Genomic DNA, 23813 nt, shown 5'->3' with positions numbered 1-23813 from the left:
GATCAAATCGACATCCGAGTGACTTCTTGGTAGGCCTGCACGACCTTGTCGCGAACCGCGACCGCCGTCTGCAAGGCCTGCTCGGCCGACATCAGCGCCTCAACGACCTTCCGCGTCGATTCCTTGCCCTGCATCGCCGAGATCGACGCCGCCTCGCCCGCCTTCAGCGTGCCGATCGCGTCGGTCGTTACCTGCTTCATCACCGAATCGAATCCGACATCATCGGTCGACTGGATTGCGGTCGGCGCCGCGGGTGAGATGGCCTGCGTTTCCGTGGCCCGGCTCGCCGCATGGCCCGCGGAAATCGCTGTGGATGAAATCGCCTCAAGCATTGTCAGCTCCTCAGAAGGTCGATGGTCATGCCCAGCATCGACCTCACCTGTTTCACCACCTGGAGATTGGCTTCATAAGACCGGTTGACTTCCCGCATGTCCGCCATCTCGATCATCATGTTGACGTTCGGCATTTTGACGTAGCCGGCCTTGTCGGCGGCGGGATGTCCCGGTTCGTATTCGACGCGGTACGGCGAGGTGTCGACCCCGACCTCCTTGACCTTCGCGAGCTGCGCGCCCGAGGCGCGGTCCATCGCGGCGTCGAAAGTGATGGTCTTGCGCTGATACGGATCAGCGCCGGCGGTGCGCCCGGTCGACGTCGCATTGGCGAGGTTTTCGGAGACGATACGCATGCGCGTCGATTGCGCTTCGAGCCCGGAGCTCGCAACCGTCAGGGAAGCGCTCAGTGAGTCCAGCATGTCAATTCACCTCAGGCCTTTGCGCTCGACAGAACCATGCGGTGGAACGACCGCACGATTGCTGCATTCATGGAGTAGTCGCGATTGACGTCGCTGCCCTTGATCATCTCCTGCTCGAGACTGACGGAGTTGCCGGAATGGACCACGTCCCAGCTGTCCTTCTTGGCGGTCGCGCGCGTATCGGTCTCGGTCGCGGACAGCTGCATGTGCGCCGGTGACGTCGTCGCAAGCCTGACCGGCATCGCGTCGAGCACCTTGTTGAACGGCTCGACATCACGCGCCTTGAAGCCCGGCGTATTGGCGTTGGCAACGTTGGTTGCGATAGTCGACTGGCGGAGTTCGAGGTAACGCGCCTGCGACGATGCGAGTTCGAAGAGATAAAGCGGTCCCACAACAGCCCCATTCTGGTCCATTCGGAAGAACCCTAGGGCGTTAAGCTTTCGTCAAGCTGATGCGCGAAGCACCATCCTCGAAAATCTACTGGACCTTCTCGGGCCGCGGCGCTTGCTTCGACTGGAGGAAGTAGATGATCTCGGCGACGGGGCGGAAGAACTCCGCCGGAATCACTTGATCGACCTGAACGGCCTCGTAGAGCGCGCGCGCCAGCGCCTTGTTCTCGATCACCGGAATGTGGTTCTGCTCGGCGATTTCGCGGATCTTCAGCGCGATCACGTCCATGCCCTTGGCCACGACGATCGGCGCGGGGTTTTCCTCGCGCTTGTAACGCAGTGCGATCGCGAAGTGCGTCGGGTTCGCGATCACCAGCGTCGCGCGCGCAGCCGACGTGATCATCCGCTGCCGCGAGCGGTCGCGCGCCAGCGAGCGCAGGCGCGCCTTGATCAGCGGATCGCCCTCGGCCTGCTTGTGCTCGTCCTTGATCTCCTGCTTGGTCATGCGCAGTTCGCGCCGCCAATGGAAGCGCGCCCAGGCGAGATCGATCGCGACGAGGACGATGGTGGCGATGCAGATCGCCGAGACGATCCGCATCGCGATGCTGAGAATCATCTCCGGCAACGCGACCGGATCGGTGTACATCGCCTCGAACGCCTTCGCTTCCGACGAGCGCAGCACGACGACGACGACGGCAGACACCGAGCCGAGCTTGAACAGCGACTTGCCGAACTCGACGAGGCCCTGCGATCCGAACAGCCGGCTCCAGCCGGCGATCGGGGAGATTCGCGAAAGATCCGGCATGATGCGCTCCAGCACCAGGCCCGGCGCGTTTTGCAGCAGTGAGGAGGCGAGGCCGAACACCGTAATGATGACGACCGGCGGCACCAGGAATCGCAAGGCCTGGAGGCCCACCACATTGAGCAGGTTTTGCACGTCCGCGCCGTTGCTGAGGGGGAAGCCGCCGGGATCGTCGAGCAAGCTCGTCAGCGTCGGCGTCAATTGCAGCACGCCCGGGCCGATCAGGAACGCCAGGATCACCACCAGCGCAGCCAACGAGGCGAAATGGGAAGCCTCCCGAGAGACCGGGATTTGGCCCTGTTCGAGCGCATCGCGGACTTTCTTCTCGGTCGGCTCTTCTGTCTTGCTCTCCTGATCGGATGATTCTGCCATGCCCGTTCAGCGGTCAGCGGAAGACCAGCTCATCCTCCTGGTCGGGGTTGAGTTCGATTTCACCCTTTTCGGCGAGGTCGAGCGCGAGGTCGGTGATGACGCGGCGCGCCTCCAGCACGTCGCGCTGGTTCGACGGCTCGCCGATCGCGAGTTCGTGCTCGACGACGCGGCGAACGCGCGAGGCGACAGACGACAGGATCGCTTCGCGGAAATGCTTGTCGGTCCCCTTCAACGCGACGACGATACGATCGGTCGGCACCTGGTCGAAGATCATGGTGCGTGCCTTCGGCGTCAGGTGGATCACGTCGTCGAAGGTGAACAGCAGCTCCTTCAGCACTTCGGCCGACTTCGGCCGCTTCTCCGACAGGCTCTTCAGCATGTCTTCGATATGGCCGCGCTCCATCTTGTTGATGATGTCGGCGACGCGCGCGTAAGTATCGGCGCCGAGGTTACGGGCGAAGTTCAGCGTCAGGTCTTCGTGCAGCGTCTTTTCGAGGACCTTCATCGCGTCTTCGACGATCGGCTTGAGGCTGAGCACGCGCCGCATCAACTCGTTGCGCAGGCTGGACGGCAACTGGCTCATCACCTTGGCGGCGCAGGACGGCTTGACCTTGGACAGGATCAGCGCCGCGGTCTGCGGATGCTCCTTGGAAAGGTAGGTCGCCAGCGAGTTTTCCGACACCGACGAGACACGGTCCCACACCGACCGGCTCGAATTGCCGAGCAGATCCGACATGATCGCCGAGACCTGGTCGGCCGGGAGCACGTCGTTGAGCACGGCTTCCAGGCCACCGATGGTGCCGAGAATGTTGGCGCCCATCGAGAACTGCTGAGCGAACTCCTCGACGATGCCCTCGAGTTCCTGCGCAGTGATCGGCCGCAGCTCCGCCGCGGCCTTGGTGACGATGCGGATATCCTGCGGCTCGAACTGCGAGAGCACGCTCGCAGCCGCCTGCCGACCCATGGCCAGCAGGAGTGCCGCGACCTTTTCCGTTCCACCCAGCGCGGCAACGCCTCGCTGCTTGATGGGAGCGATGCCTACCTGTGCCGCCATGGTCAGGTATCACCCTGCCCCAGCGGCCCGACGATCTCCGTAAGCGAGACGCCGAAGCGGGAATTGTCCTCTTCGACGACGACCACCTCGCCGCGGGCGACGATGCGGCCGTTGACAACAACGTCGACAGGCTCGCCGACCCGGTGATCGAGCGGAACCACCGCGCCGCGGCCGAGCTTCATCAGGTTCGCCACCGGAATGGTCGCCGAACCGAGCACCACCTGCATGGTGACGGGAATGCGCAGGATCGCGTCGACATTGGCGAACTTTCCGGTCTCCTCCGCCGTGCGCGCGGCGATCTCCGCCAGCCGCTCCAGCGGAGATGCCTCGGCCTCTCCCGATGCAGATGCAGATGCAGAATCATATTCGAAGGGTTGCGCCATTTGGTATCGCCTCTTGGTATTTCCGCTCCCGGACCGCCGCGGCGTTCCGATCGTAATTGTTCTGCCGGTTCGGCTTTAATGCTTGTTCACGTCGGCGCCGCCTGCGGTCGAAGCGGATGCGAGCCCGCTTCTGGCATCGAGCGCCGCGATCGCCTCGTGAGCCTGATCGATCTTGGTGTTGAGCAGATTGGCGAGCCGCCCAAGATTTGCAGTGGAATCATGCGCGGCGGTGATAACCGTGTCGAAGGCGCCGGCCGTCTCGTGGACGATGGTCGAGAACTCGCCCTGGTAGCTGCGCAAGCGCGCCAGCTCGCGGTGCATCCGGGTCACCCGCATGCTGGTGAAGGCGAGCGCGATCAGTAGGACGGCATCAACGAGATAGGATATCATCGACGAACTCCCGCTTCTGATCGACGGGATCTGCCACCTGCATGGCGTAATAGCCATCAAGTTGGCCGATCTGACACCAGAACAGCACCTGATTGTTGCTTTCGAGACGGGCCAGCGTGCGCGGCGTGGCTTCGAGCTCGAGCACCTGCCCGACCTGGAATTTCACGACATCGCCGAGAGTCACCATCTTCTCGTCGAGCACAGCGCTCAACGTCACCTCGGTCCGGTGGACCTCGCTCTCCATCTGCTCGCGCCAGCGCGGATCTGATGCGCGGCCGTCGCTGACGACGACATGGGCGAGCTTCTGGCGCAGCGGATTGAGCGCGGAGTGCGGAACGATGAGGAACATCTGGCCGCCGCGGAACAGCGCCTGCAACATGATGTTCGCGCAGATCGACATGTTGCCGCCACGCCCGATCGCCAGCGAGGCCATCGCGGTCTCGACACGCTCGACACGGAAAGTGACGTTGGACGTCCCGGCGAAAGCGGCTTGCAGCGCCTTGGCGAACCGCTCGAACAGCGCCTGGACCAGGCGGATCTCGATGTTCGAGAAGGTGCGCTCGACGTCGAGCGGTGGTTCGGCGCCGTCGGAGCCGAACATCGCCTCGACCATGGTGAACACGAAATCGCGGTCGAGCACGATGATGACGCGGGAGTCCCACTGCTCGGCATAGAGCACGGCGGCGACGGCGTTACCCTCGTAGTCCTTGATGATGTCGCCGACGCGGTCATTGGTGATGCCGTTGACCGAGAAGTAACAAGGCGTTCCGGCTATCGGCTGCAGGCTGTCGGTGCACGATGCCGCCATGCGATCGAAGATCACATTGAGCATCGGCATGCGTTCGATGGAGATACCCGCCGCATCGAGCAGGTAGTTTGGCAGTTGCTTCCGCTGATCGACTTCGACGTCTTCCATCATCGTCATGCGCGGGCAGCCTTGGGTGCAGCCTTGGGTTCAGCCTCGGTCACGACGGCCTTGGGACCGGCGATCGTCTCGTTCTCGACGACGTCGATCGAGGGACGCTCGTTGCTCGATATCATCTTGCGGCCGTGTTCGACCGCGATCTGCGGCATGGCGCCGTTCATGAAGGCCAGCAGTGTCTGCTTGACGATGATGTAGGGCCGGCACTTCTTCTCGCGCGTCATCTTGATCTTGATCGCGAAGGGCGAAATGATACCGTAGGACAGGAAGATGCCGGCGAAGGTGCCGACCAGAGCCGCACCGATGAAGCCACCGAGCAGCTTCGGCGACTGGTCGAGCGCACCCATTGCCTTGATGACACCAAGCACCGCCGCGACGATGCCGAGCGCCGGCAGCGCCTCGGACACCGTCACCAGCGAATGGTAGGGCGCCAGCTTGCTCTTCACGATGGTGTGGATCTCTTCGTCCATCAGCGCTTCGATCTCATGCGTGCGCGCGTTGCCCATGATGATGAGACGGACATAATCGCAGATGAACTGGAGCAGCGACGGGTCACCGAGCACACTCGGAAACGCCTTGAAGATCTCGGAGGACGAGGGATCGTCGATATGCGCCTCCACCTCGTTGCGGCCCTTGCCCCTGAGCTCACGCATCAGGGCATGCAGCGCCCCGAGCAGGTCGAGATAATAGCGTTGTCCCGGCACCGCGCCGGTGATGGCCTGCATGCAGGCAACCCCGGTGTCGACGACCGTCTTCCACGGATTGGCCACGAGGAAGGTGCCGGCCGCGGTGCCCATGATGATCACGAATTCCCACGGCTGCATGAGCACGGCCAGATGCCCGCCCATGGCGGCAAACCCGCCAAGCAGCGCGGCCACCGTGATGAAAATCCCCACGAAACTGAGCAACGCGCAACTCCATCGCCGATCCCACCGGGAATTTCTAGTCGGCGAGCCTTGCGCGAAGCTGGCTTCCCGATCGCCAGCCTCACGCAAGCAATTCACTGCAGCTTGGCACGGCGTCGCGATGGCGGCGAGAGGGGCACGCGTCATGCTATCCACGATCGCGGACTACACCAGATTGACCAAGGACCTGGGCAAGTCGATGACGCAGGTCGCGACGCAGCCGGATGTCAGCCGCGATACCGATTACTTCCTCAGCCATATCGGCAACGTGAAGACGATCGACGACTTCCTGAAGGACTATCGCCTCTATTCCTATGCAATGAAGGCCTATGGCCTCAGCGACATGACCTACGCCAAGGCGTTCATGCGCAAGGTGCTGACCGAGGGGGTCTCGGACAAGGACGCCTTCGCCAACAAGCTCTCCGACAGCCGCTACCGGGAGTTCGCCACCGCCTTCAATTTCGCCGCCAACGGCGACCATGCGACATCGACCGCCGCAGCCACGACCGGCACGGCGACACAATACGTCACGCAGACGATGGAGCAGAACGCCGGCGACCAGAACGAGGGCCTGCGGCTCGCGCTCTATTTCACCCGCAAGGCCTCCACGATCACGAATGCCCTTCAGATTCTCGCCGACAAGGCGCTGACCCAGGTGGTCCAGACCGCAATGGGCTGGTCGCCGACGATCAGCTCGTCCGACATCGATGCCCAGGCCAAGATGATCACGGACAAGATCAACCTCACCGACTTCCAGGACCCGGCCAAGGTCACCAAATTCGTGCAGCGCTTCGCGGCGATGTGGGATGCGAGCCAGGCCCAGAGCGACACCTCGACCAACCCCGCGCTGGTGCTGATTGCCGGCGCGTCGACGTCGGTCGGCCTGGATACCAACATGCTCACGACGCTTCAGAACATCCGGTTCAACAGGTAAATCATGCAGTCGGCTCTCTATGTCGGCTTGTCGGCGCAGGTTGCGCTCGAGAAGCGCCTCCAAACGATCGCCAACAACGTCGCCAACGTCAACACGGCGGCATTCCGCACCGACGTCGTGAAGTTCGAGACCGTGCTGTCCAAGGCGGGCGCGAACCCGGTCGCCTTCTCCTCGCCCGGCGACAACATCATCTCGCGCGAACAGGGCAGCATCACCGAGAGCGGCAACCCGCTCGACGTCGCCGTGGTCGGACAGGGCTGGATCGCCTTCGCCGGCCCCAACGGCACGGTCTATACCCGCGACGGCCGGCTGCAGCTCGCCGCCAACGGCGATCTCCAGACGGTGTCCGGCTTCCCGGTCGTCGATGCCGGCGGCGCGCAGATCACGCTCGACCCGAATGGCGGGCCGGTTGCGATCTCGCGCAGCGGCGCGATCACCCAGGACAACAACGAGATCGGCACCATCGGCCTGTTCAACATCCCCGCCGATGCCAATCTCGATCGCTACGGCAATTCCGGCGTGACGCCGGACCGGCCTGCGACCGCAATCGCCGATTTCTCGCGCGACGGCTTCAAGCAGGGCTATGTCGAGGGCTCCGGCGCCAACCCGATGATGGAATTGACGAAGCTGATCGCGGCTTCGCGCGCCTTCGACGGCACCAATTCGATGATCGAGGGCACCGAGAGCTCGCTCCAGAATGCAATCCGGACGCTGGGCGAGCCCGGCAAGTAGGCTTGAGTCAAAGTAAGATTTGCGCCTCGCGCGCATTGAGGGTGGACGGTTTCCTTGAATGCTCTTCGGCAACTCGAGTGGGCGCTGCTGGAGCTTCAGCAGAGCACTCCCCTGGCCAGCGTCAGCGGCGCGATCTCCGAGATCGCGCCGACGCATTTCCGTGTCTCCGGCCTGTCGCGCTTCGTCAGGCTCGGTGAACTCATCGGTGTCAACACCGGCGGCAAGCCGCAGATCGGCGAGGTGGTGCGGATCGACAGCGAGGGCATCATCGCCAAGCCGTTCGACCGGGTGTTCTCGGGCGGCCTCGGATCCGCCGCCTACCGGATGCCGCCACTGTCGTTCGCGCCCGATCCGAGCTGGAAGGGCCGCGTCATCAACGCACTCGGGGCCCCGCTGGACGGACAGGGTCCTCTCACCCCCGGGCCGCGGGCTGTCTCGGCGGAGGGGGAGGCGCCGGCAGCGATGAAGCGGGCGCGCGTTCACAAGCCGCTACGCACCGGCGTGCGCGTCATCGACCTGTTCGCCCCGATCTGCGCCGGCCAGCGCGTTGGCATCTTTGCCGGCTCCGGTGTCGGCAAGTCGACGCTGCTCGCAATGCTCGCCCGCAGCCAGGGCTTTGACACCGTCGTGCTGGCCCTGGTCGGCGAGCGCGGCCGCGAGGTGCGCGAATTCATCGAGGACGTGCTGGGCCCCGACCGTCATCGTGCCGTCACCATCGTATCGACGGGAGACGAAAGCCCCATGATGCGGCGGCTGGCGCCGAAGACGGCCATGGCGGTCGCCGAATATTTCCGCGATCGGGGCGAATCGGTCTTGCTCATGGTCGATTCGATCACCCGCTTCGCCCACGCCGCCCGCGAGGTCGCCCTTGCGGCGGGCGAGCCCGCGGTCGCGCGCGGCTATGCGCCGACGGTCTTCACCGACCTGCCCCGCCTTCTGGAGCGCGCCGGCCCTGGCGAGGAGGGATCCGGCACGATTACCGGGATTTTCTCCGTGCTGGTCGACGGCGACGATCACAACGAGCCGATCGCCGACACCATCCGCAGCACACTCGATGGGCATATCGTGCTGAGCCGGCACATCGCCGACCAGGCACGCTATCCGGCCGTGGACGTTCTGGCTTCGGTCTCCCGCCTCGCCCACAACGTCTGGGACCCCGAGGAGCGCGAACTGGTGAGCAAGCTGCGCACCATGATGTCCAAATACGAGGACACGCGGGACCTTCGCCTGATGGGCGGATACCAGCAGGGACGTGATTCGGGCCTCGACCAGGCGGTCGACATGGTCCCGAGGATCTACAGCGCCATGCGGCAGGACGCCTCAGCCCCACCGAGCGCCGACCCGTTCCGTGAGCTGAGGGACATGCTCAGGGGCGAGTAGCAGGTCAGGCCGCGCGCACTGCGCGCCCTCGATCTCCCTGCTCATTGTTTCGACAGCCGATCATGCATGCCGCCGCGTGTCCGGCGCATGGACAGGCGTCGCCGCCACCGCTGTCCGTCGTGAGCCGTCAACCGTCTGGATGAGACGTCGGGCAATCGCGACGAAAGCGACCGAACGGACGATTTCGCGACCGTGGTCACAACAACCGCCGCGTGTATTCCTCGCGGGTTCCCTTGGCGGTTCGCCAACACAACGCACAAGTTGTGGATGACTCGCCAATGCGGATCACCTTTGTCCTGCACAAGCATCGATCAACTGCATCAACGACAGACAGCAACATGCCGTGCAATCAAACCGTCGCATAGTTCCGTGCATGTTGCTTGGGGGACAGCGTATTGCGTTCACTATCATGTGTCCCAAATAGCGCGATTGTCTTGAACGTTACATGCGCCTGCAACGACATCCGGACTGCGAGAGCGTCTCTACTTGATTTTGTTGAGAAGCTCATTCATCGTTTCGACGGGGCATAAGAAACGTCTGCTTGTGACTTGAACTTCAGGGGCTTCGGTTGAATACCTCCGATCCATCGTCCGCCAGTGACGGCAACTCGGACTTTCGTTCGACCACGCCACGATTGGCATACTGTCAGCAACACAGCTTCTCGCGCCGTAGCTTGCAGCGCCCGTCAGTCCAAGTCGGGTGCCGGACAGTCCGTGCTTTCGCGCGAGCAGATGGCGCGGTGCATGTGTTGGACGTTGCGGCCTCTCGCGGAGGACTCGTGCACGACGGCGGAAGGCGGCTCCGGGGCGCCGCAGACGAGATTCCCGGGGCAAGGTAGGAATTCATGCCGTTGGCACGCGAGGCAGTCGAGCTGCTGGTTCAGGCGGCCAGAGCCTGGTATTTCGAAGGCAATCAGCAGGGATTGCGTGATCGCGAATGGATGGCGCTACGCTTTCTCGGCCGCGCCAACAGGTTCTCGCGCACGCCGTCCGCGCTCGCCGGCTTCATCGGCGCCACGAGGGCTACCGCATCGCAGATCGTGAAGACGCTGGAGAGCAAGTCCTTCCTGGTGCGGAAGCCGTCGCATGAGGACAAGCGCTCGGTCGTGCTGCACGTCACTGCGCAGGGCGAGAAGTGCCTGAGCCAGCACGACCCGATCAACCACGTGGTGAACGCGGTCACGGCGCTCGGGACCGACGAGTGCGTCAAGCTGCGCGACTCGCTGCGGGAGATCCTCAATCACCTCGACGCGGCCCATCAGCGACTCGACGCCAGCATCTGCCGCGACTGCATGTTTCTGGCCGAACGCGGCCCCGGCATCGGCCCGGCCGCCGGAAAGGGACGCGCGGCCGCCGAGTTCATGTGCCGGCTGTATCGCGCGCCTGTTTCCCTCGAGGAGACGGAACTGCTGTGCACCAGTTTCGAGCGCACCCGCGACCGACCGAAGATCGAGGAGCGTCTCGACCGCGCGCGCGTAGCGAGCCAGGGATGAAGCAGGGATAAGGTAAGGGGCTCCGCAACCTGACCGCGCAAGCAACTTCCGCACGAATGCCGCGGCTAAAGCTTGCGCAAAGTTTCGCGGCGATATCATTCTTTGAAACGCATCGGCCGGTCCTCGCATTTGGGGAAACCCTGATGCAGGGCTCGCGGCTTCCACATCGCTCTTGCGAGCGCAGCAAGGGGCTGCATCACAGTTCTCCGACGTGTATCCCAAATCGCAGACACACCTCCCCCGCCTCGCGGCGCATTTCGCCCGAGCTTTGCCTCGTCACTCCACCCTCTTAGCCAAGAGGGCGCAGGGAAGGCCGGGTGCCGGCTCGCACCCGAATATCCGCTGTGCGCAGATAGCGTAAAAGAGATGCACAGCGGCAGACAGGTGAAGCCCAACACACGGCCTTCCCTGCGCAGTGGCTGGACGGCTTATGCCGTGCTCTCCCGGGAGCCGAGTTCCTTCTGGCCTCCCTCGCCTTCGCGAAATTCGCCGACACCGCGCCGGTTGACGCGAATGCCGCCTCCGCAAAGGCTTGGCCGTAGCAACGACGGCCAGGACCACACGGTTTTGCCGTACGCGCGTTCGTTGACGCCACATCGTTTCCCGGCTTTGTCGACGTTGCCGGAAAAATGTTGGCGAGACGAACTTAACAGCGCCGCTCGTCCGCACGAAGTCTCAGGCTCACGGAGAGCAATCCGCCCTGCCCTTAACCTCTCGTGCCGACGCTGCCGCGTCCACCGCAACCCGGCTCTCGATAGTGACGACACAAGATCGCCCCTCTTGGTGAGCCGGGATGGGCGACACATACGACAAATCCGAATTTCGATAAAGTAGAATATATTTGCGCGGGCGGATTGACAGCCTCCCGCGTGTTTTGCCCGACGGGCAAGGCATCCGGGATCGCTGCGGGCGGCTGCCCGGTATCGCTTCGCTCACCCGGGCTCCAGGCCTCCGGCTCCAGCCTTGTATGCATTATCCCAGTTGCCATCGCCGGGCACTTCGCCTTACATGCCGCCAACCCGCCCTCGGGCTACGGCCGGGGCGCAAAAATCACACAACATTCCAAGGGACGAAGCATGGCGCGTAACGTATTGATTCTGGGGGCTTCCTACGGCTCACTGCTGGGCACAAAGCTGCTGATGGCGGGCCACAACGTGACCCTGGTCTGCCGCGCCAAGACCGCCGAGCTGATCAATCGTGACGGTACTGAGGTGCGCATCAAATTGCGCGACGAAGCAGTGCACCGGGCGATCTTCTCGCGCGACCTGCCCGGCAAGCTCGACGCCGTGACGCCGGCCGATGTCGACGTGTCCCGTTACGATCTGGTCGGCCTTGCGATGCAGGAGCCGCAATACACCAACCACACGGTGCGCGTTCTCATGGTCAGGATCGCCGCGGCGAAGCTGCCTTGCCTGTCGATCATGAACATGCCGCCGCTGCCTTACCTCAAGCGGATTCCAGCGCTCGCCGACATGGATCTCGAGGAGGCCTACACCAATGCGCAGGTGTGGGATCGGTTCGAGCCGGGCCTCGTGACGCTGTGCTCGCCTGACCCGCAGGCGTTCCGTCCGCCGGAAGAGGCCGCGAATGTGCTGCATGTCGGCCTGCCCACCAACTTCAAGGCATCGGTTTTCGCCGACGACAAGCACAACAAGGTGCTGCGCGAGCTCGAAGCCGACATCGACGCGGTGACGCTCGACGGCAAGGACGTGCCGGTGAAGCTAAAAGTGTTCCCGTCCCTGTTCGTGCCGCTGGCGAAATGGTCGATGCTGCTCACCGGCAACTATCGCTGCATCACGCCGCACGAGCCGCAATCGATCCGCGACGCCGTGCACGGCGATCTCGCACGCTCGCAGACGATCTACGACCACGTCGACGCGATCGCCCGCCGGCTCGGTGCCGACCCTGAGGACCAGGTGCCGTTCGCGAAATATGCCAAGGCCGCCGAGAGCCTGCTCAAGCCGTCATCGGCCGCGCGCGCGGTCGCCAGCGGCGCGCCCTTCATCGAGCGCGTCGACCTGCTGGTGAAGCTGATCTCGCATCAGCTCGGCGTGCCCAACGGCGAGATCGACCGCACGGTCGAGACCGTGGACCTGAAGCTGAACGAGAAGATCGTGCAGGGCGGCTCGGGCGCGCAGTAGCGCGCGAACGATCTCAGTCCCGCGACACGGCTGACTCTACTTTGGTCGCATGGCGGACACACGCCGACTTATGGCGTCGTAGCGACATCACGCGTGAGCAGCACGACGCAGAGTTCCGTGTGTGGCGCGAATCCAATGCGGCATGACTCTGTCTGCCGATTTTCGATGGCCCCGCGCGCATCGACGACAGCGTAATCACGCGATCGTGTCGTGTGTGCTTCTCTCTCGGTCTTGTCCGCAAATATCACGACTGCGTGAGAGAAAAGCATGGTGTTCGTCATATCTCGATGCAACACAGCGCCAAACTGAACCATTTTCGAGCGAATCGAGCCAAAGCGCATCGACTGCATCCGTGCTGCGGCGCGAAACAGGCGCTCGCTGCTCCGCGCACGATCCTTCATTTTCGCAAACGCTGCATGCGTTTGCGTTGGGCTCGACTTCTTGTCTCTTCAAAACACACGAGCAACATGCCGTTGCTAAATGTTTCTTCGTCGGCGTCCTGGAGCTCCGGCGACGAATTCAGAACCGCCGCTCGATAGCCAGTAAAAAATAGAAGAACAAGAACAAAAAAAATGGATCAGGCGATGCTGAGCGTCGTCCGCGCGGTCGAGGCGGGCGCGACGACGATCAAGGGAGTGATCGACGCCACCCGACTGTCCCGTCTCAAGATCGAACGGGCGCTGAACGCGCTGGAAAAGCAGAAGCTGCTGGTGCGCGACGGCCAGGGTTTTCGTGCGACCGGCCTGCCGAGGACGGCCCCCACCACAAGGCAATGCGGATCGTGCAATGCCTGCTGCGATATTCTGGAAGTGGCCGCCGTCGAAAAGCCGGTGAACCAGCTCTGCCGGCACTGGCAGACGGGCACAGGATGCACCATCTACGACCGCCGTCCGCAGATGTGCCGCTCGTTCGTCTGCGCTTGGCTGCAAGGCCATCTCGACGACGAATGGTTTCCGGCGAAGTCGGGGATCATCGTGCATTTCAGCCAGGACGCGGTCAACGTCACCGTCGATGATCATTGCCCCGATCGCTGGCGCGAGGAGCCGTATTTCGGCAAGCTCGCCGAATGGTCGTTGAACGGCGTTAGGCGGATCGGAAACCGCGGCTACGCAACGCTCGTCGTCTCCGGCGAGAACCGGTTCCTGCTGCTCGGACGCACCATCGTTCCGCAACCGACATTGTTCGGAACGGCGTTCCTGCCGCTCACCGCCGACACGTTCCGATTCTGGCGGGCGACATCGCCGGAGCATTTGCGGCGGCTGCACGAGCGCATTGCCGAGATCGAGCGGATCAGGCAGGAATTCGGCTCCTGCGTCATCCCCGAGAACGAGGACGACGATCCGCAAGCCCCCTATCGGCCCGCACTTCTAAGGTTGTCCGGTCACGCCTGAACACCGCCGTGGGCAACACGACATGATTCGCGCTGGAACGCTCGACGTGCCCCGGCCGGATTGATAAGCCCCAGTCCGCGAATGATGGGACTTGAGTCGGGCATGACGGTTGCGATCGAGATGGGGCAGACCACGGCAGGCGCCGCGGCCGGCATGGACCTCGAGGAACTGCTCGCCACCCGTCTCCTGGTGCAGGGCAATTCGGGCTCCGGCAAGTCGCATTTGCTGCGGCGGCTGCTGGAACAGAGCGCGCCCTGGGTGCAGCAGGCCATCATCGACCCCGAAGGTGACTTCGTCACGCTGGCCGAGCGGTTCGGCCATCTGGTGATCGAGGCCGAGGATCATACCGAACGCGGCCTTCAGGTCGCGGGCGAGCGCGCGCGGCTGCACCGCGTCTCCACCGTGCTCAATCTCGAAGGGCTGGACGCCGAGAACCAGATGCGGCGCGCGGCGGCGTTCCTCGGCGGTCTGTTCGACGTGGAGCGGGACCACTGGTATCCGATGCTGGTGGTGGTGGACGAGGCGCAGCTATTCGCGCCGGCCGTGGCTGGCGAAGTCTCGGACGAGGCGCGAAAACTGTCGCTCAGTGCCATGACCAATCTGATGTGCCGCGGCCGCAAGCGCGGGCTTGCCGGCGTCATCGCGACGCAACGTTTGGCAAAGCTCGCCAAGAACGTCGCGGCGGAAGCTTCCAACTTCCTGATGGGCCGGACCTTCCTCGACATCGACATGGCACGCGCCGCCGACCTGCTCGGCATGGAACGGCGGCAGGCCGAAGCCTTTCGCGATCTCGAGCGCGGACAGTTCATGGCGCTGGGACCCGCGCTGTCGCGCCGTCCGCTGCGTTTGAACATCGGCCCGACCGACACCTCCCCGCGCAATTCGACGCCGCGGCTGATGCCAATGCCGGAAGCTGCACTTGAGGATATGCGCGCCGTGATCCTCGCCGCGCCGCCGCCCGATGCCAGCCGCCCGCAGCGCCGGCCGGCGCCTGACCTGCTCGAACAGCTCCGCGCCGCGAACGCCGCCGCGCCGGAAATCCGGCCGGAGGTGGTCGAGGTGCCCGTCAGCGCCGAAGAGCTTGCCGAGCGGCGCGAGCGCGTCGACCGCACCCTTCGCGCCGTGCTCGCCGCGCCCGACGCCGGTTTTCGCGCGATCGGCGTGCTCTACCAGGAGTTCGTGGTCCGCTGCCGCATCGAGGGGCTCGGCTCGGCCGTGCCCGACCTCACCGAATTCCGCCGCATGCTGACGCGCGCTCGCGCCGGCCTCGGCGCCGAGCATGCCGAGGACGATTCCTGGCAGGAGGTGACGCTGCGCGCCTCGATCCTGCCCGACGACATGCAGGGCGTGTTCATGATGATCGCGCGCGCCGCCAAGGAAGGCTGGCCCTGCCCCGGCGATGCCGCAATCGCCCGCGCCTATGGCTCGCATTCGCTGCGCCGCGCGCAGCGCCTGCTCGGCTACATGGAGGAGCAGGGCCTGATCGTCGTCCAGCTCGACGGCGGCGGGCGCAGGTTCGTCACGCTGGTGGAATTGGCCTGGGCGACGGCGCCGGGCGATCCCAATAGCGATGACCAGCCGACAGATCAGGCCGCGAGCGCGGCTTCGGCCTGATCATACGGTTTTAGCGCGCGCTCTCCGCTCACGCCGGCTTGGTCGCATCGGCGCAGTCGAGCACGTTTGGGGCGGCGAACATGCGGCGATAGAGCACGACCGAGACGAGCCAGGCGATCGCGAACAGCGCGATCACGGCAAAGCCGACATTCGCAAGCGACTCGTTGAGGCCGTCGACCAGCGTCCACACACCGCCCGTGAGGCCGAGCCGGTCGGCGATCAGGCCAAGCGCCTCGATGCCACCGATGAACAGCGCAACCGCAACGGAAGCGCCTGTTATGGTGAGGTTATACCAGAGCTTTCGCATGGGATCGACGAAGGCCCAGCGATAGGCGCTCACCATCAGCGCCGAATCCGCAGTGTCGACCAGCGCCATGCCTGATGCGAACAAGGCGGGAAAGACGAGAATTTCGGCGAGCGAGGCGCCGCGCGCGGCTTCGCTCGCGGAAATGCTGAGCAAGCCGACTTCGGTCGCGGTGTCGAAGCCGAGCCCGAACAGGAAGCCGAGCGGATACATATGCCAGGGCTTTGTCACCAGGCGGAACATCGGGCCGAGTAGCCGTGCCAGGACGCCGCGATTGGCGAGCAGGGCGTCGAGGCCCTCGGCGTCGTGAACGCCGTGCTCCCGCGCCATACGAAATGTCCGCCACAGGCCGGCGAAGATGGCGAGGTTGATCGCCGCGATCACCAGCAGGAACAGCGCCGACACCGACGTGCCGATGAAGCCGCCGATCTCCCTGAGCAGGCTGTCGCCGCCAAGGCTGACCACGCCGAGCGCCAGCAGCATGGTCGCGACCACGACAATCGTGGAATGTCCGAGCGCGAAATAGAGACCGACACTGCGCGGCGCACCGCGCGCCTGCATCAGCTTGCGCACGACGTTGTCGATCGCGGCGATGTGGTCGGCGTCAACGGCATGGCGGAGACCAAACACCCAGGCCAGCAGCGCGGTCGCCATCACCGTCGGCCGGTCGCCGAACGCCGCGAAGGCCCAGGCCCATGCGGCGATGTTGGCGGCGATAAGTCCACCGAACAGCAGCACCAGTCCGGGCTCGACCGCCCGCAAGGACCATCTCGTCACGACAATCATTCCGTCCGCTGCACGCCCCATCGCGGCAACGGTATGATATTTTCATGGAATGATCATACGAACCAGTGCAATCCCGCATGTTCGCGACAGTTTTCATGCATGGCGGCCTTACGCCGCCTCTGAGCCGCCGAGATAGGCGTCGCGGATGCGGGGATCGTCTTTCAGCGTCCGCGCCGAACCGGAGAGCACGATCTTGCCGGTCTGCAGCACATAGGCTTCGTGCGCGATCTCGAGCGCGAGGCTGGCGTTCTGCTCGACCATGAAGACCGACACGCCCTCCTGGTTGATGGTGCGGATCAGCTCCAGCACGCGGTCGACATAGAGCGGCGACAGGCCCATGGTCGGCTCGTCCATCACGATCATCCTGGGACGGCTCATCAGCGCACGCGCCATCGCCACCATCTGCTGCTCGCCGCCGGAGAGCGAGCCGGCGCGCTGCGACAGCCGCTGGCCGAGTTTTGGAAACAGCGTGAGCATCTTGTCGAGATCCTGCGCCACCGCATCGCGATCGTTGCGCACGAAGGCACCCATCAGGATGTTTTCACGGACGCTCATGTCCGCGAACAGCCGCCGCGCCTCCGGCACCGACGCGATGCCGCGGCGGACGATCTGCGGCGTGGTCAGTCCAAGCAGCGAAGCGCCGTCAAAGGTCACGTCACCGGAGCGCGGCTTCACGAGACCCAAAATGATCTTCATCGTCGTCGACTTGCCGCTGGCATTGCCGCCGAGCAGGCAGACGATGTGCCCACGCGCGACCGTGATCGAGAGATCAAAATGCACCTGGGCCTGGCCGTAGAAGGTATTGAGATCGGACAGCGTCAGAAGTGGTTCGGGGGCGCTCATCATCATGCCGCGCTCTCCTGCTCCGCCGCTCCCGACAGGCCGTGGCCGAGATAGGCCTCGATCACCTTGGGATCGCCACGCACCTGTTCGCCCGGCCCTTCTGCGATCTTCTTGCCCTCGTCCATGACGATGACGCGATCGGAGAGGCGCATCACCATTTCGAGCTTGTGCTCGATCAGGAGGATCGTGAGCCCTTCCGCCTTCAATTCGGCGACGAGGCCCTGCATCTCCGCGGTCTCGGTCGGATTCATGCCGGCGGTCGGCTCGTCCAGCAGCAGCAGGCGCGGGCCCAAGGCGAGCGCACGGGCGATCTCGACGCGGCGCCGGTTGGCATAAGAGAGGCTATAGGCGGGCTGGTCGATGCGCGGCAGCAGCCGCTCGCCGAAGCGGGCGAGGATGGCCTTCACCTCCTCGCGCAGCCGCTCCTCTTCGTCCCTGACGCTTGAAGGGCGCAGCAACGCCAATCCCAATTCGAGCAGCGGGCCGATCACCGGCACGGCCGGCTTCACCGCGCGGAGCCGCGTGTGCGCGCCGATCAGGACGTTGTCCATCACGCTGAGATTGCCGAAGACGCGGCCGAGCTGGAAGGTGCGCGCGATACCCTGGCCTGCGAGCCGTTCCGGCGAGAAGCCCGTGATGTCCTGCCCTTCGAAGCTGACATGGCCGGCATCGGGACGATCGAGCCCGGTCACGAGATTGAACAGCGTCGTCTTGCCGGCGCCGTTCGGTCCGATGATGCTGATCAGCTCGCCCTTGGCGAGGTCGAGATCGATGGCGTCCACGGCGGTGAGGCCGCCGAAGCGGCGCGTCAGCCCGCGCAGGGACAGCATGGTGTGCTGCTCCGCCATCACATCGTCCCCAGCAGGCCCTGCGGCCTAAACCGCACCAGCAGCAGCAGCACGATGCCGTAAATCAGGATGCGATACTCCGCCGCGACCCGGAAGACTTCGGGCAGGCCGACCAGCGCCACCGCTCCGACAATGGCGCCGACGACGTTGCCGAGGCCGCCGAGGATCACGACGGTCAGGGCCAGGATCGATTGCTGTGTGTTGAAGGTCTCGTGGTTGATATAGGAATAAAGATGCGCGGCGATGCCGCCGCTGATGCCGGCCGCGAAGCCGCCGAAGATGAAGGCCAGCGATTTGTAGCGGTTCAGGCTGAGGCCGTAGGCGCGCGCGGCGATGTCGTCGTCTCGGATGGCGCGGAAGCTGCGGCCGAGATGCGAGCCGAGCAGCCGCGCCTGCAACAGGGCCAGCACGACCATCACGATAAAGCTGAACCAGTAGATCGAGGTCGGGCTGACCAGCTCATAGCCGAACAGCGACAGAGGCGGGATGCCGGAGATGCCGATCGGGCCGCGCGTGACGCTCTCCCAGTTCAAAATCACGAGCGACACGATCTCGCCGATCGCGAGCGTCGCGATCGACACGTAATGTCCACGCAGGCGAAACGACGGCGAGATCAGCGCAGTGCCGAGCGCCGCGCTCATCAGGCCACCGCCGATAATGGCGACGCCGACGGGAGCCGAGAACGTCAGCGAGAGCAGCGCGGAAGTGTAGGCGCCGATCGCGAGCAGCGCGGCATGTCCAAGCGAGACCTGGCCTATCGTCCCCGCAACCAGCGTCAGGCTGAGGGCGAGCATGCCGAGCAGCCAGGCGTTGATCATGGTCTGGAGCACGTAGAAGGACACGGGGAAGAACGGCAGGATCGCGAAGATCGCGGCCGCGACCAGCAAGGCCCAGCGTGGAATGCGCACGGGACGGCTCGGCGCAATGAAGGTGCCGGTGAGCGGCTCGGGCGGGCCCTGCCGCGCGCTGGCGAACAGGCCGTTCGGACGCAACACGAGCACGACGACCAGCAGCAGGAACGCGAACAGATTACGGTAGCTGGTGCCGAACACGGCGACGCCGTAGCTCTCGACCAATCCCAGCAGCAGACTGCCGATCACCGCGCCGGGCACATTGCCGGCGCCGCCGACGACTTCGGCGACGACACCCTTCAGCGTCGCCTGAAGACTCATCGCGGTGTCGATCTGGTTGTAGTACATGCCGACCAGCAGGCCGGAGACGCCGCCGAGCGCGGCCGCAATGCCGAACACGGCCTGATTGACGCGGTTGACGTCGACGCCCATCTGCATCGCGGCGTCGCGGTCCTGCGCGGTGGCGCGCACCGCCCAGCCGAGCTTGCTGTAGCGCAGGAACACGAACAACAACAATGCGCTGGTGAGGCCGACGCCGGCGATGAGCAGATCGAGTGGCCCGATGGTGCCGCCACCGACCTGGAAGCGGACATCAGGCAACTGGCTCGGCAGCGCACGCGGATTCGGCGAGAAGGTCAGCATCACCAGCTGATCGAGCACGAAGCTGATGCCGATGGTCGCAAGCAGCGGCGCGATGCGCACCGAGTTCTGCAACGGCCGCAGGCCGAACCGTTCGATGATCAACCCGACCAGCGCCGAGGCTGCCGCAACGATGATGATCGTCAGGGGGAGCGGCGTATGCAGCTGCACCACGGCGACCCAGCCGATATAGGCACCGACGAGATAGATCGACCCTTGCGCAAAGTTGATCAATCGGCTGACGCCGAAGATCAGCGCGAGCCCGACCGCAACGAGGGCGTAGACATTGCCGACGATCAGCCCGTTGATCGTGTAGTCGAGCCAGGAAGACATCATGTCAGGTCGGCTTGCCGTCCCAGAGCGCAAACTGCCCCTTGCGCACGACCAGCTCTGCGTTCATGGCGCCCTTGACGCGGCGGCTCGCGACGTCGAACGTCGCCGCGCCGAAGATCACGCTCGGGACATCCTTTACTTTCATGAAGGCGTCGCGGACGGCACGGCGATCGGTGCCGCCGATCTTCACCACGGCGGCCGCCATGTTCATCGCGTCATAAGCATAGGCGTTGAAGGCATCGGGCTCGAGACCGTTGTACTTCTTCTTGAAGCCCGCGATGAATTTCTGCACCTCGGGCCGCGGGTCTTCCGGGAAGTAGCGCGTGCCGACGTGGACGTCCTCGACCGCCTCGCCGCCGAGTTCCAGAAATTTCGGCGAGTAGACCGAGCTTGCCGCGCAGATCACCTGCTTGAGCCCGACCTGGCGTGCCTGACGCGCGATCAGTGCGCCGTCGGAGTAATAGGAGATCAGGATCAGCCCGTCCGGATTGGAATCGCGGACGCGCACCAGTGTCGAGCGGAAGTCGCGCTCTTCCGCGATGTAGCCTTCGGTGACCGCGATCTCCGCGCCATATTCCTTCGCGGCGTTGACGAAATAGTCGCGGCTAGTGCGACCCCAATCGGTGTTGAGGTGCAGCACCGCGAGCTTCTTCAGGCCAAGCTTCTTCACGGCATAGGCCGCCAGCAGCGGCTGTTCGTCGGCCTGGCTGACCGACGTGCTCCACATGAAGTCACCGCCCTTGGTGAAATCAGGATGCGAATTGGTGAAGCCGAACTGCACGAGGCCCGCACGCTGATAGATTGGGGATGCCGCCATCGAGGCGGGACTGGAGAAGTCGCCGAGCTCCAGCACGATGCGGGGATCGGAGACGAATTTCTGCGCGATCGCCACCGACTGGCGCGGGTCGCTCTGGCTGTCCTCAAAACTGTAGGCGAGCTTGCGGCCGTTGATGCCGCCGTCTGCAAGGATCGCGTCGAGCGCGAGATCAAAGCCCTGCTTCCACTGCGTGCCATATTGCGCATTCGGTCCGGTGAGGGGACCACTGACGCCGAGCAGGATCGGCTCGGAGGATTGCGCAAACGCGCTGCGCGAGAAGGCGGCGCTCGCCATCATGGCGGCAAGCGAGCCCTTGACCAGGGTACGGCGATCGATGTTGCTCATGAAAGGCTCCATCCACTCAGGTGTTGAAACAAAGCAGCAAGTCTTGTGCCGGTGAGATTGCCTATTTCGAGGGCTCGCCGAGCGACAGCATCAGCCGGTTAGCCCAGTTGAAGAACGAGGCGCCGTTGATGACGTCGACGATCTCGGCGTCGTCGAGACCGGCGCGGCGCAGCTCCTCGATATTGTCGGGCCCGAACGCGATCGGCGTCGCGGCCAATGCCACCGAGGCCTTGACCACGGCATTCCAGCGCTCACCGAGATCGGCCTTGATGCCTTCATCGAGCAGGCGCTGCACGTCGTCGCGGCGCTTGGAATAGGTGCTGGCGAAACGCGCATGCACCGAGGCGCAATAGATGCAGCCGTTGTAGCGCGAGGTCGCGGCCGCCGCGAGCTCACGCTCGGCGCGCGGCAGGCCATCGGCGACGTTGTAGAAGATGTCCTTGTCGGTCTTGGTGCGGGCCTCCAGCACCTCGGGATCGCGCACCAGCAGGCGGAAATATTCCGACTTGGCGCGAGAGCGATCGACCAGGCCGGCGAAGTGCCGCTCCGTCAGCTCAGCCTCGGGCAGCGGCTCGATCCACGACACCCAGCCGAGCTCATCCTGGGTGAAGACGATTGGCGGATTGACGGCGGCGCTCATGATGCAGCCTCTTCTTATGCGTTCACTGCGGCGAGCGTGCGCAAGCCGCTGACGACCCGCACCTGGAACGACAGGAACGCGACGAGTTGGGAGAATGTGACGATGCCGGTGTTCGACCAGCCAGCGGCAAGCAGCGCCTGCATGTCGGCGGATGCCGCATCGCGCGGGCGGAACACCAGCAGATGCGCATGCTCGAGTGCCGCGACGAGCCGGGCGCCGAGACCGGATCTGCGCTCCGCACTCACGCGAAAAATAAGACCGGCCGTGTTCTCGACCGACAGCGGACCGGCGGGAAAGGAGCCGTACGGACCCGAGGTCTTGCCCCGCGCGATCTCGACCTCGATCGCCTCGACCAGACGGGCGCCATCCGCGGTCGCCGCAAGCTTGTCGCGATAGAAGGCGACAACGGGCGTTTCGCCATGAAGCCCGGTCACGAAGGCCGCGACCGCGGCCCGTTCGAGCAGCGAGACATCGCCGGCATCGATCGGTTCGAACAGTGAGAGATAGCTCTTCTGCGCGTTCTCACGCGCTTGCAGGCGCCGTGCGCGAATGCCGTCCAGAGCCGATCCCGGCTCGATTCCGGCAAGCGTATCGATGATATCCGTTGGTGCCATCATTCAGCCTCGTGCAACGTCAGTCATATTCATGTCGACTAGCCCGCCAGAGCCACGTCGGGCGCCGTCCGGGTCCAGCCCAGCGCCGGCGCGACCTTGTCCGCGACCAGCTCGATCGAGCGCAGGACGTAGGGGTGCGGCGCATCGACCGAATGCACCTGGAAAACGAGATCGGTCACCCGCTCCAGCGTTACATCCGTGCGCAGCGAGGCGATGACCTCGTCGGCGCCGCCGACATGGGTGTCGAACGCCTTGATCATCTCATCCAGCGTCTCGCCGGGAGGAAGGTGACCGCCCTTCATGAATTGCGGCAGCGCGCGCCGCAACCCGATGTCTGCAAGACGCATCGCCTCGCGATGATCGTCGGCGACGAAGACGCTGCGTGAGGCCATGATCCGCGGTTCGGCGCCCGGCGGCAGCGCTTCCAGATAGGCATTGATGATCGGGTTCTGGATTTCGGCGAGCGTGGCTTTCGGCGCGTCCTTCGCCCGCGGCTGGGTGCGCGAGAGCAACAGGCCATCGCCGGCCTTGCCGGCGCGGGCGCCACCCGTCACCGAGAACGTCGCCTGCCAGATTCGCTTGTCCAATTGCGGCCGCTGCGGATAGAGCGTGTCGCCGCCGTCGAGCGGCTTGCCGGTCAGCGCCGCGCGGACGACCTCCAGATTGCGCGCAAAGATCTCGTTGCGCTGGGTGCCGTCGAGGCCGAAGGCAGCAAAGGCGGACGGATTGCCGCCGGTGCCGACGCCGAGCTCGAAGCGGCCATCGCAAAGGAGATCGAGCACAGCGGCGTCCTCGGCGACCCTCACCGCATTCTCCAGCGGCAGGGTGACGATGCCGGTGCCGAGACGGATGCGCGAGGTTTGGGCCGCGACATAACCGAGGAACGTGAAGGGCGACGGCAATCCACCCTCGCGCTCGTGAAAATGGTGCTGCGCGATCCACGCGGAATCGAGCCCGGCCTTCTCGGCGCGCACGATCTGCTCGGCCGCGAAGCGATAGCGGTCGGCCGGTGGTGCTTCATCCAGGAGCCGCGTAAAAAACCCCAGGCGTTTCAGGTTTGCAAAGCGTTTCATACGATCCCTGTCGGGCGAGGATGGCCACGGAACCGATGATGTCGGTTGCCGCAGCTCCAGACAAGCGG

Annotated in this window: 24 protein-coding genes; 7 read left to right on the top strand and 17 right to left on the bottom strand. The window is 64.4% G+C overall.

Translation table 11 applies throughout. The features are described from left to right. Nucleotides 1–2: 2 nt before the first annotated feature. The 9 genes from IVB29_RS20425 to motA form a co-directional block, all read right to left on the bottom strand. Nucleotides 3–332 (bottom strand): flagellar hook-basal body complex protein FliE, encoded by a 330-nt coding sequence (locus tag IVB29_RS20425; RefSeq protein WP_247505188.1) that lies wholly within the window; start codon nt 330–332, stop codon nt 3–5. A 2-nt stretch (nt 333–334) separates the two neighbouring features. Next, complete coding sequence (gene flgC, locus IVB29_RS20420) at nt 335–751, bottom strand: flagellar basal body rod protein FlgC (RefSeq protein ID WP_247505187.1); 417 nt, start codon at nt 749–751, stop codon at nt 335–337. An 11-nt stretch (nt 752–762) separates the two neighbouring features. Further along, a complete protein-coding gene (gene flgB / locus IVB29_RS20415; RefSeq protein ID WP_247505186.1) occupies nt 763–1164 on the bottom strand; it encodes a flagellar basal body rod protein FlgB in 402 nt (133 codons plus the stop codon). Between the two features lie 64 nt (nt 1165–1228). Further along, a complete protein-coding gene (gene flhB / locus IVB29_RS20410; protein WP_247505185.1) occupies nt 1229–2314 on the bottom strand; it encodes a flagellar biosynthesis protein FlhB in 1086 nt (361 codons plus the stop codon). A gap of 13 nt (nt 2315–2327) precedes the next feature. Next, complete coding sequence (locus IVB29_RS20405) at nt 2328–3368, bottom strand: flagellar motor switch protein FliG (RefSeq protein ID WP_247505184.1); 1041 nt, start codon at nt 3366–3368, stop codon at nt 2328–2330. 2 nt (nt 3369–3370) lie between these two features. Beyond that, a complete protein-coding gene (gene fliN, locus IVB29_RS20400; protein WP_129275415.1) occupies nt 3371–3751 on the bottom strand; it encodes a flagellar motor switch protein FliN in 381 nt (126 codons plus the stop codon). Between the two features lie 75 nt (nt 3752–3826). Next, the gene (locus IVB29_RS20395; RefSeq protein ID WP_247505183.1) at nt 3827–4141 is read right to left on the bottom strand and encodes a hypothetical protein; all 315 of its coding nucleotides are present in this window, start codon (nt 4139–4141) and stop codon (nt 3827–3829) included. Further along, nucleotides 4122–5066 carry a FliM/FliN family flagellar motor switch protein gene (locus tag IVB29_RS20390; RefSeq protein WP_247505182.1) on the bottom strand — a complete coding sequence of 315 codons (945 nt, stop codon included), beginning with the start codon at nt 5064–5066 and terminating at the stop codon, nt 4122–4124. Before IVB29_RS20390 ends, IVB29_RS20395 begins: the two co-directional genes overlap by 20 nt. Beyond that, complete coding sequence (gene motA / locus IVB29_RS20385; protein ID WP_247505181.1) at nt 5063–5971, bottom strand: flagellar motor stator protein MotA; 909 nt, start codon at nt 5969–5971, stop codon at nt 5063–5065. Before motA ends, IVB29_RS20390 begins: the two co-directional genes overlap by 4 nt. Nucleotides 5972–6113: 142 nt before the next feature. Between motA and IVB29_RS20380 the strand changes: the two genes are divergently transcribed. From IVB29_RS20380 to IVB29_RS20350, 7 genes are all read left to right on the top strand, one after another. After that, nucleotides 6114–6902, top strand: coding sequence for a DUF1217 domain-containing protein (locus tag IVB29_RS20380; RefSeq protein WP_247505180.1), 789 nt, complete (start codon nt 6114–6116; stop codon nt 6900–6902). A gap of 3 nt (nt 6903–6905) precedes the next feature. Further along, complete coding sequence (gene flgF, locus IVB29_RS20375; protein WP_247505179.1) at nt 6906–7634, top strand: flagellar basal-body rod protein FlgF; 729 nt, start codon at nt 6906–6908, stop codon at nt 7632–7634. A 54-nt stretch (nt 7635–7688) separates the two neighbouring features. Beyond that, entirely contained in the window at nt 7689–9014 is a 1326-nt protein-coding gene (gene fliI / locus IVB29_RS20370; RefSeq protein WP_247505178.1) for a flagellar protein export ATPase FliI, read from the top strand. Nucleotides 9015–9858: 844 nt separating this feature from the next. After that, on the top strand, nt 9859–10506 hold the full coding sequence (locus IVB29_RS20365) for a MarR family transcriptional regulator (protein ID WP_247505177.1): 648 nt from the start codon (nt 9859–9861) through the stop codon (nt 10504–10506). Between the two features lie 1076 nt (nt 10507–11582). Continuing rightward, nucleotides 11583–12647 (top strand): 2-dehydropantoate 2-reductase, encoded by a 1065-nt coding sequence (locus IVB29_RS20360; protein ID WP_247505176.1) that lies wholly within the window; start codon nt 11583–11585, stop codon nt 12645–12647. 572 nt (nt 12648–13219) lie between these two features. Further along, nucleotides 13220–14038 (top strand): YkgJ family cysteine cluster protein, encoded by an 819-nt coding sequence (locus IVB29_RS20355; RefSeq protein ID WP_247505175.1) that lies wholly within the window; start codon nt 13220–13222, stop codon nt 14036–14038. A 102-nt stretch (nt 14039–14140) separates the two neighbouring features. Then, nucleotides 14141–15652, top strand: a complete 1512-nt coding sequence (locus tag IVB29_RS20350) for an ATP-binding protein (protein WP_247505174.1) — start codon at nt 14141–14143, stop codon at nt 15650–15652. 28 nt (nt 15653–15680) lie between these two features. Here the strand turns inward: IVB29_RS20350 and IVB29_RS20345 are convergent, their stop codons facing one another. From IVB29_RS20345 to IVB29_RS20310, 8 genes are all read right to left on the bottom strand, one after another. Further along, nucleotides 15681–16742, bottom strand: coding sequence for a HoxN/HupN/NixA family nickel/cobalt transporter (locus IVB29_RS20345; RefSeq protein ID WP_247505173.1), 1062 nt, complete (start codon nt 16740–16742; stop codon nt 15681–15683). A 108-nt stretch (nt 16743–16850) separates the two neighbouring features. Then, entirely contained in the window at nt 16851–17591 is a 741-nt protein-coding gene (locus IVB29_RS20340) for an ABC transporter ATP-binding protein (protein ID WP_247505172.1), read from the bottom strand. Next, nucleotides 17588–18433, bottom strand: coding sequence for an ABC transporter ATP-binding protein (locus tag IVB29_RS20335; RefSeq protein ID WP_247505171.1), 846 nt, complete (start codon nt 18431–18433; stop codon nt 17588–17590). The genes IVB29_RS20340 and IVB29_RS20335 overlap by 4 nt, the downstream gene beginning before the upstream one ends. After that, on the bottom strand, nt 18433–20256 hold the full coding sequence (locus IVB29_RS20330) for an ABC transporter permease (protein ID WP_346731295.1): 1824 nt from the start codon (nt 20254–20256) through the stop codon (nt 18433–18435). The genes IVB29_RS20335 and IVB29_RS20330 overlap by 1 nt, the downstream gene beginning before the upstream one ends. Nucleotides 20257–20260: 4 nt before the next feature. Continuing rightward, entirely contained in the window at nt 20261–21418 is a 1158-nt protein-coding gene (locus tag IVB29_RS20325; RefSeq protein WP_247505169.1) for an ABC transporter substrate-binding protein, read from the bottom strand. 61 nt (nt 21419–21479) lie between these two features. Next, a complete protein-coding gene (locus IVB29_RS20320; RefSeq protein WP_247505168.1) occupies nt 21480–22058 on the bottom strand; it encodes an alkylhydroperoxidase domain protein in 579 nt (192 codons plus the stop codon). Between the two features lie 14 nt (nt 22059–22072). Then, the gene (locus IVB29_RS20315; RefSeq protein ID WP_247505196.1) at nt 22073–22672 is read right to left on the bottom strand and encodes a CMD domain protein; all 600 of its coding nucleotides are present in this window, start codon (nt 22670–22672) and stop codon (nt 22073–22075) included. A 38-nt stretch (nt 22673–22710) separates the two neighbouring features. After that, nucleotides 22711–23745: a putative FMN-dependent luciferase-like monooxygenase gene (locus IVB29_RS20310; RefSeq protein WP_247505167.1), complete on the bottom strand. Its 1035-nt coding sequence runs from the start codon at nt 23743–23745 to the stop codon at nt 22711–22713. Nucleotides 23746–23813 lie beyond the last annotated feature (68 nt).

Source organism: Bradyrhizobium sp. 1, from assembly GCF_023073315.1.
Lineage (GTDB): Bacteria > Pseudomonadota > Alphaproteobacteria > Rhizobiales > Xanthobacteraceae > Bradyrhizobium.
The sequence above is the reverse complement of the archived record's forward strand: the minus strand, read 5'-3'. Positions and strand labels throughout refer to the sequence as shown.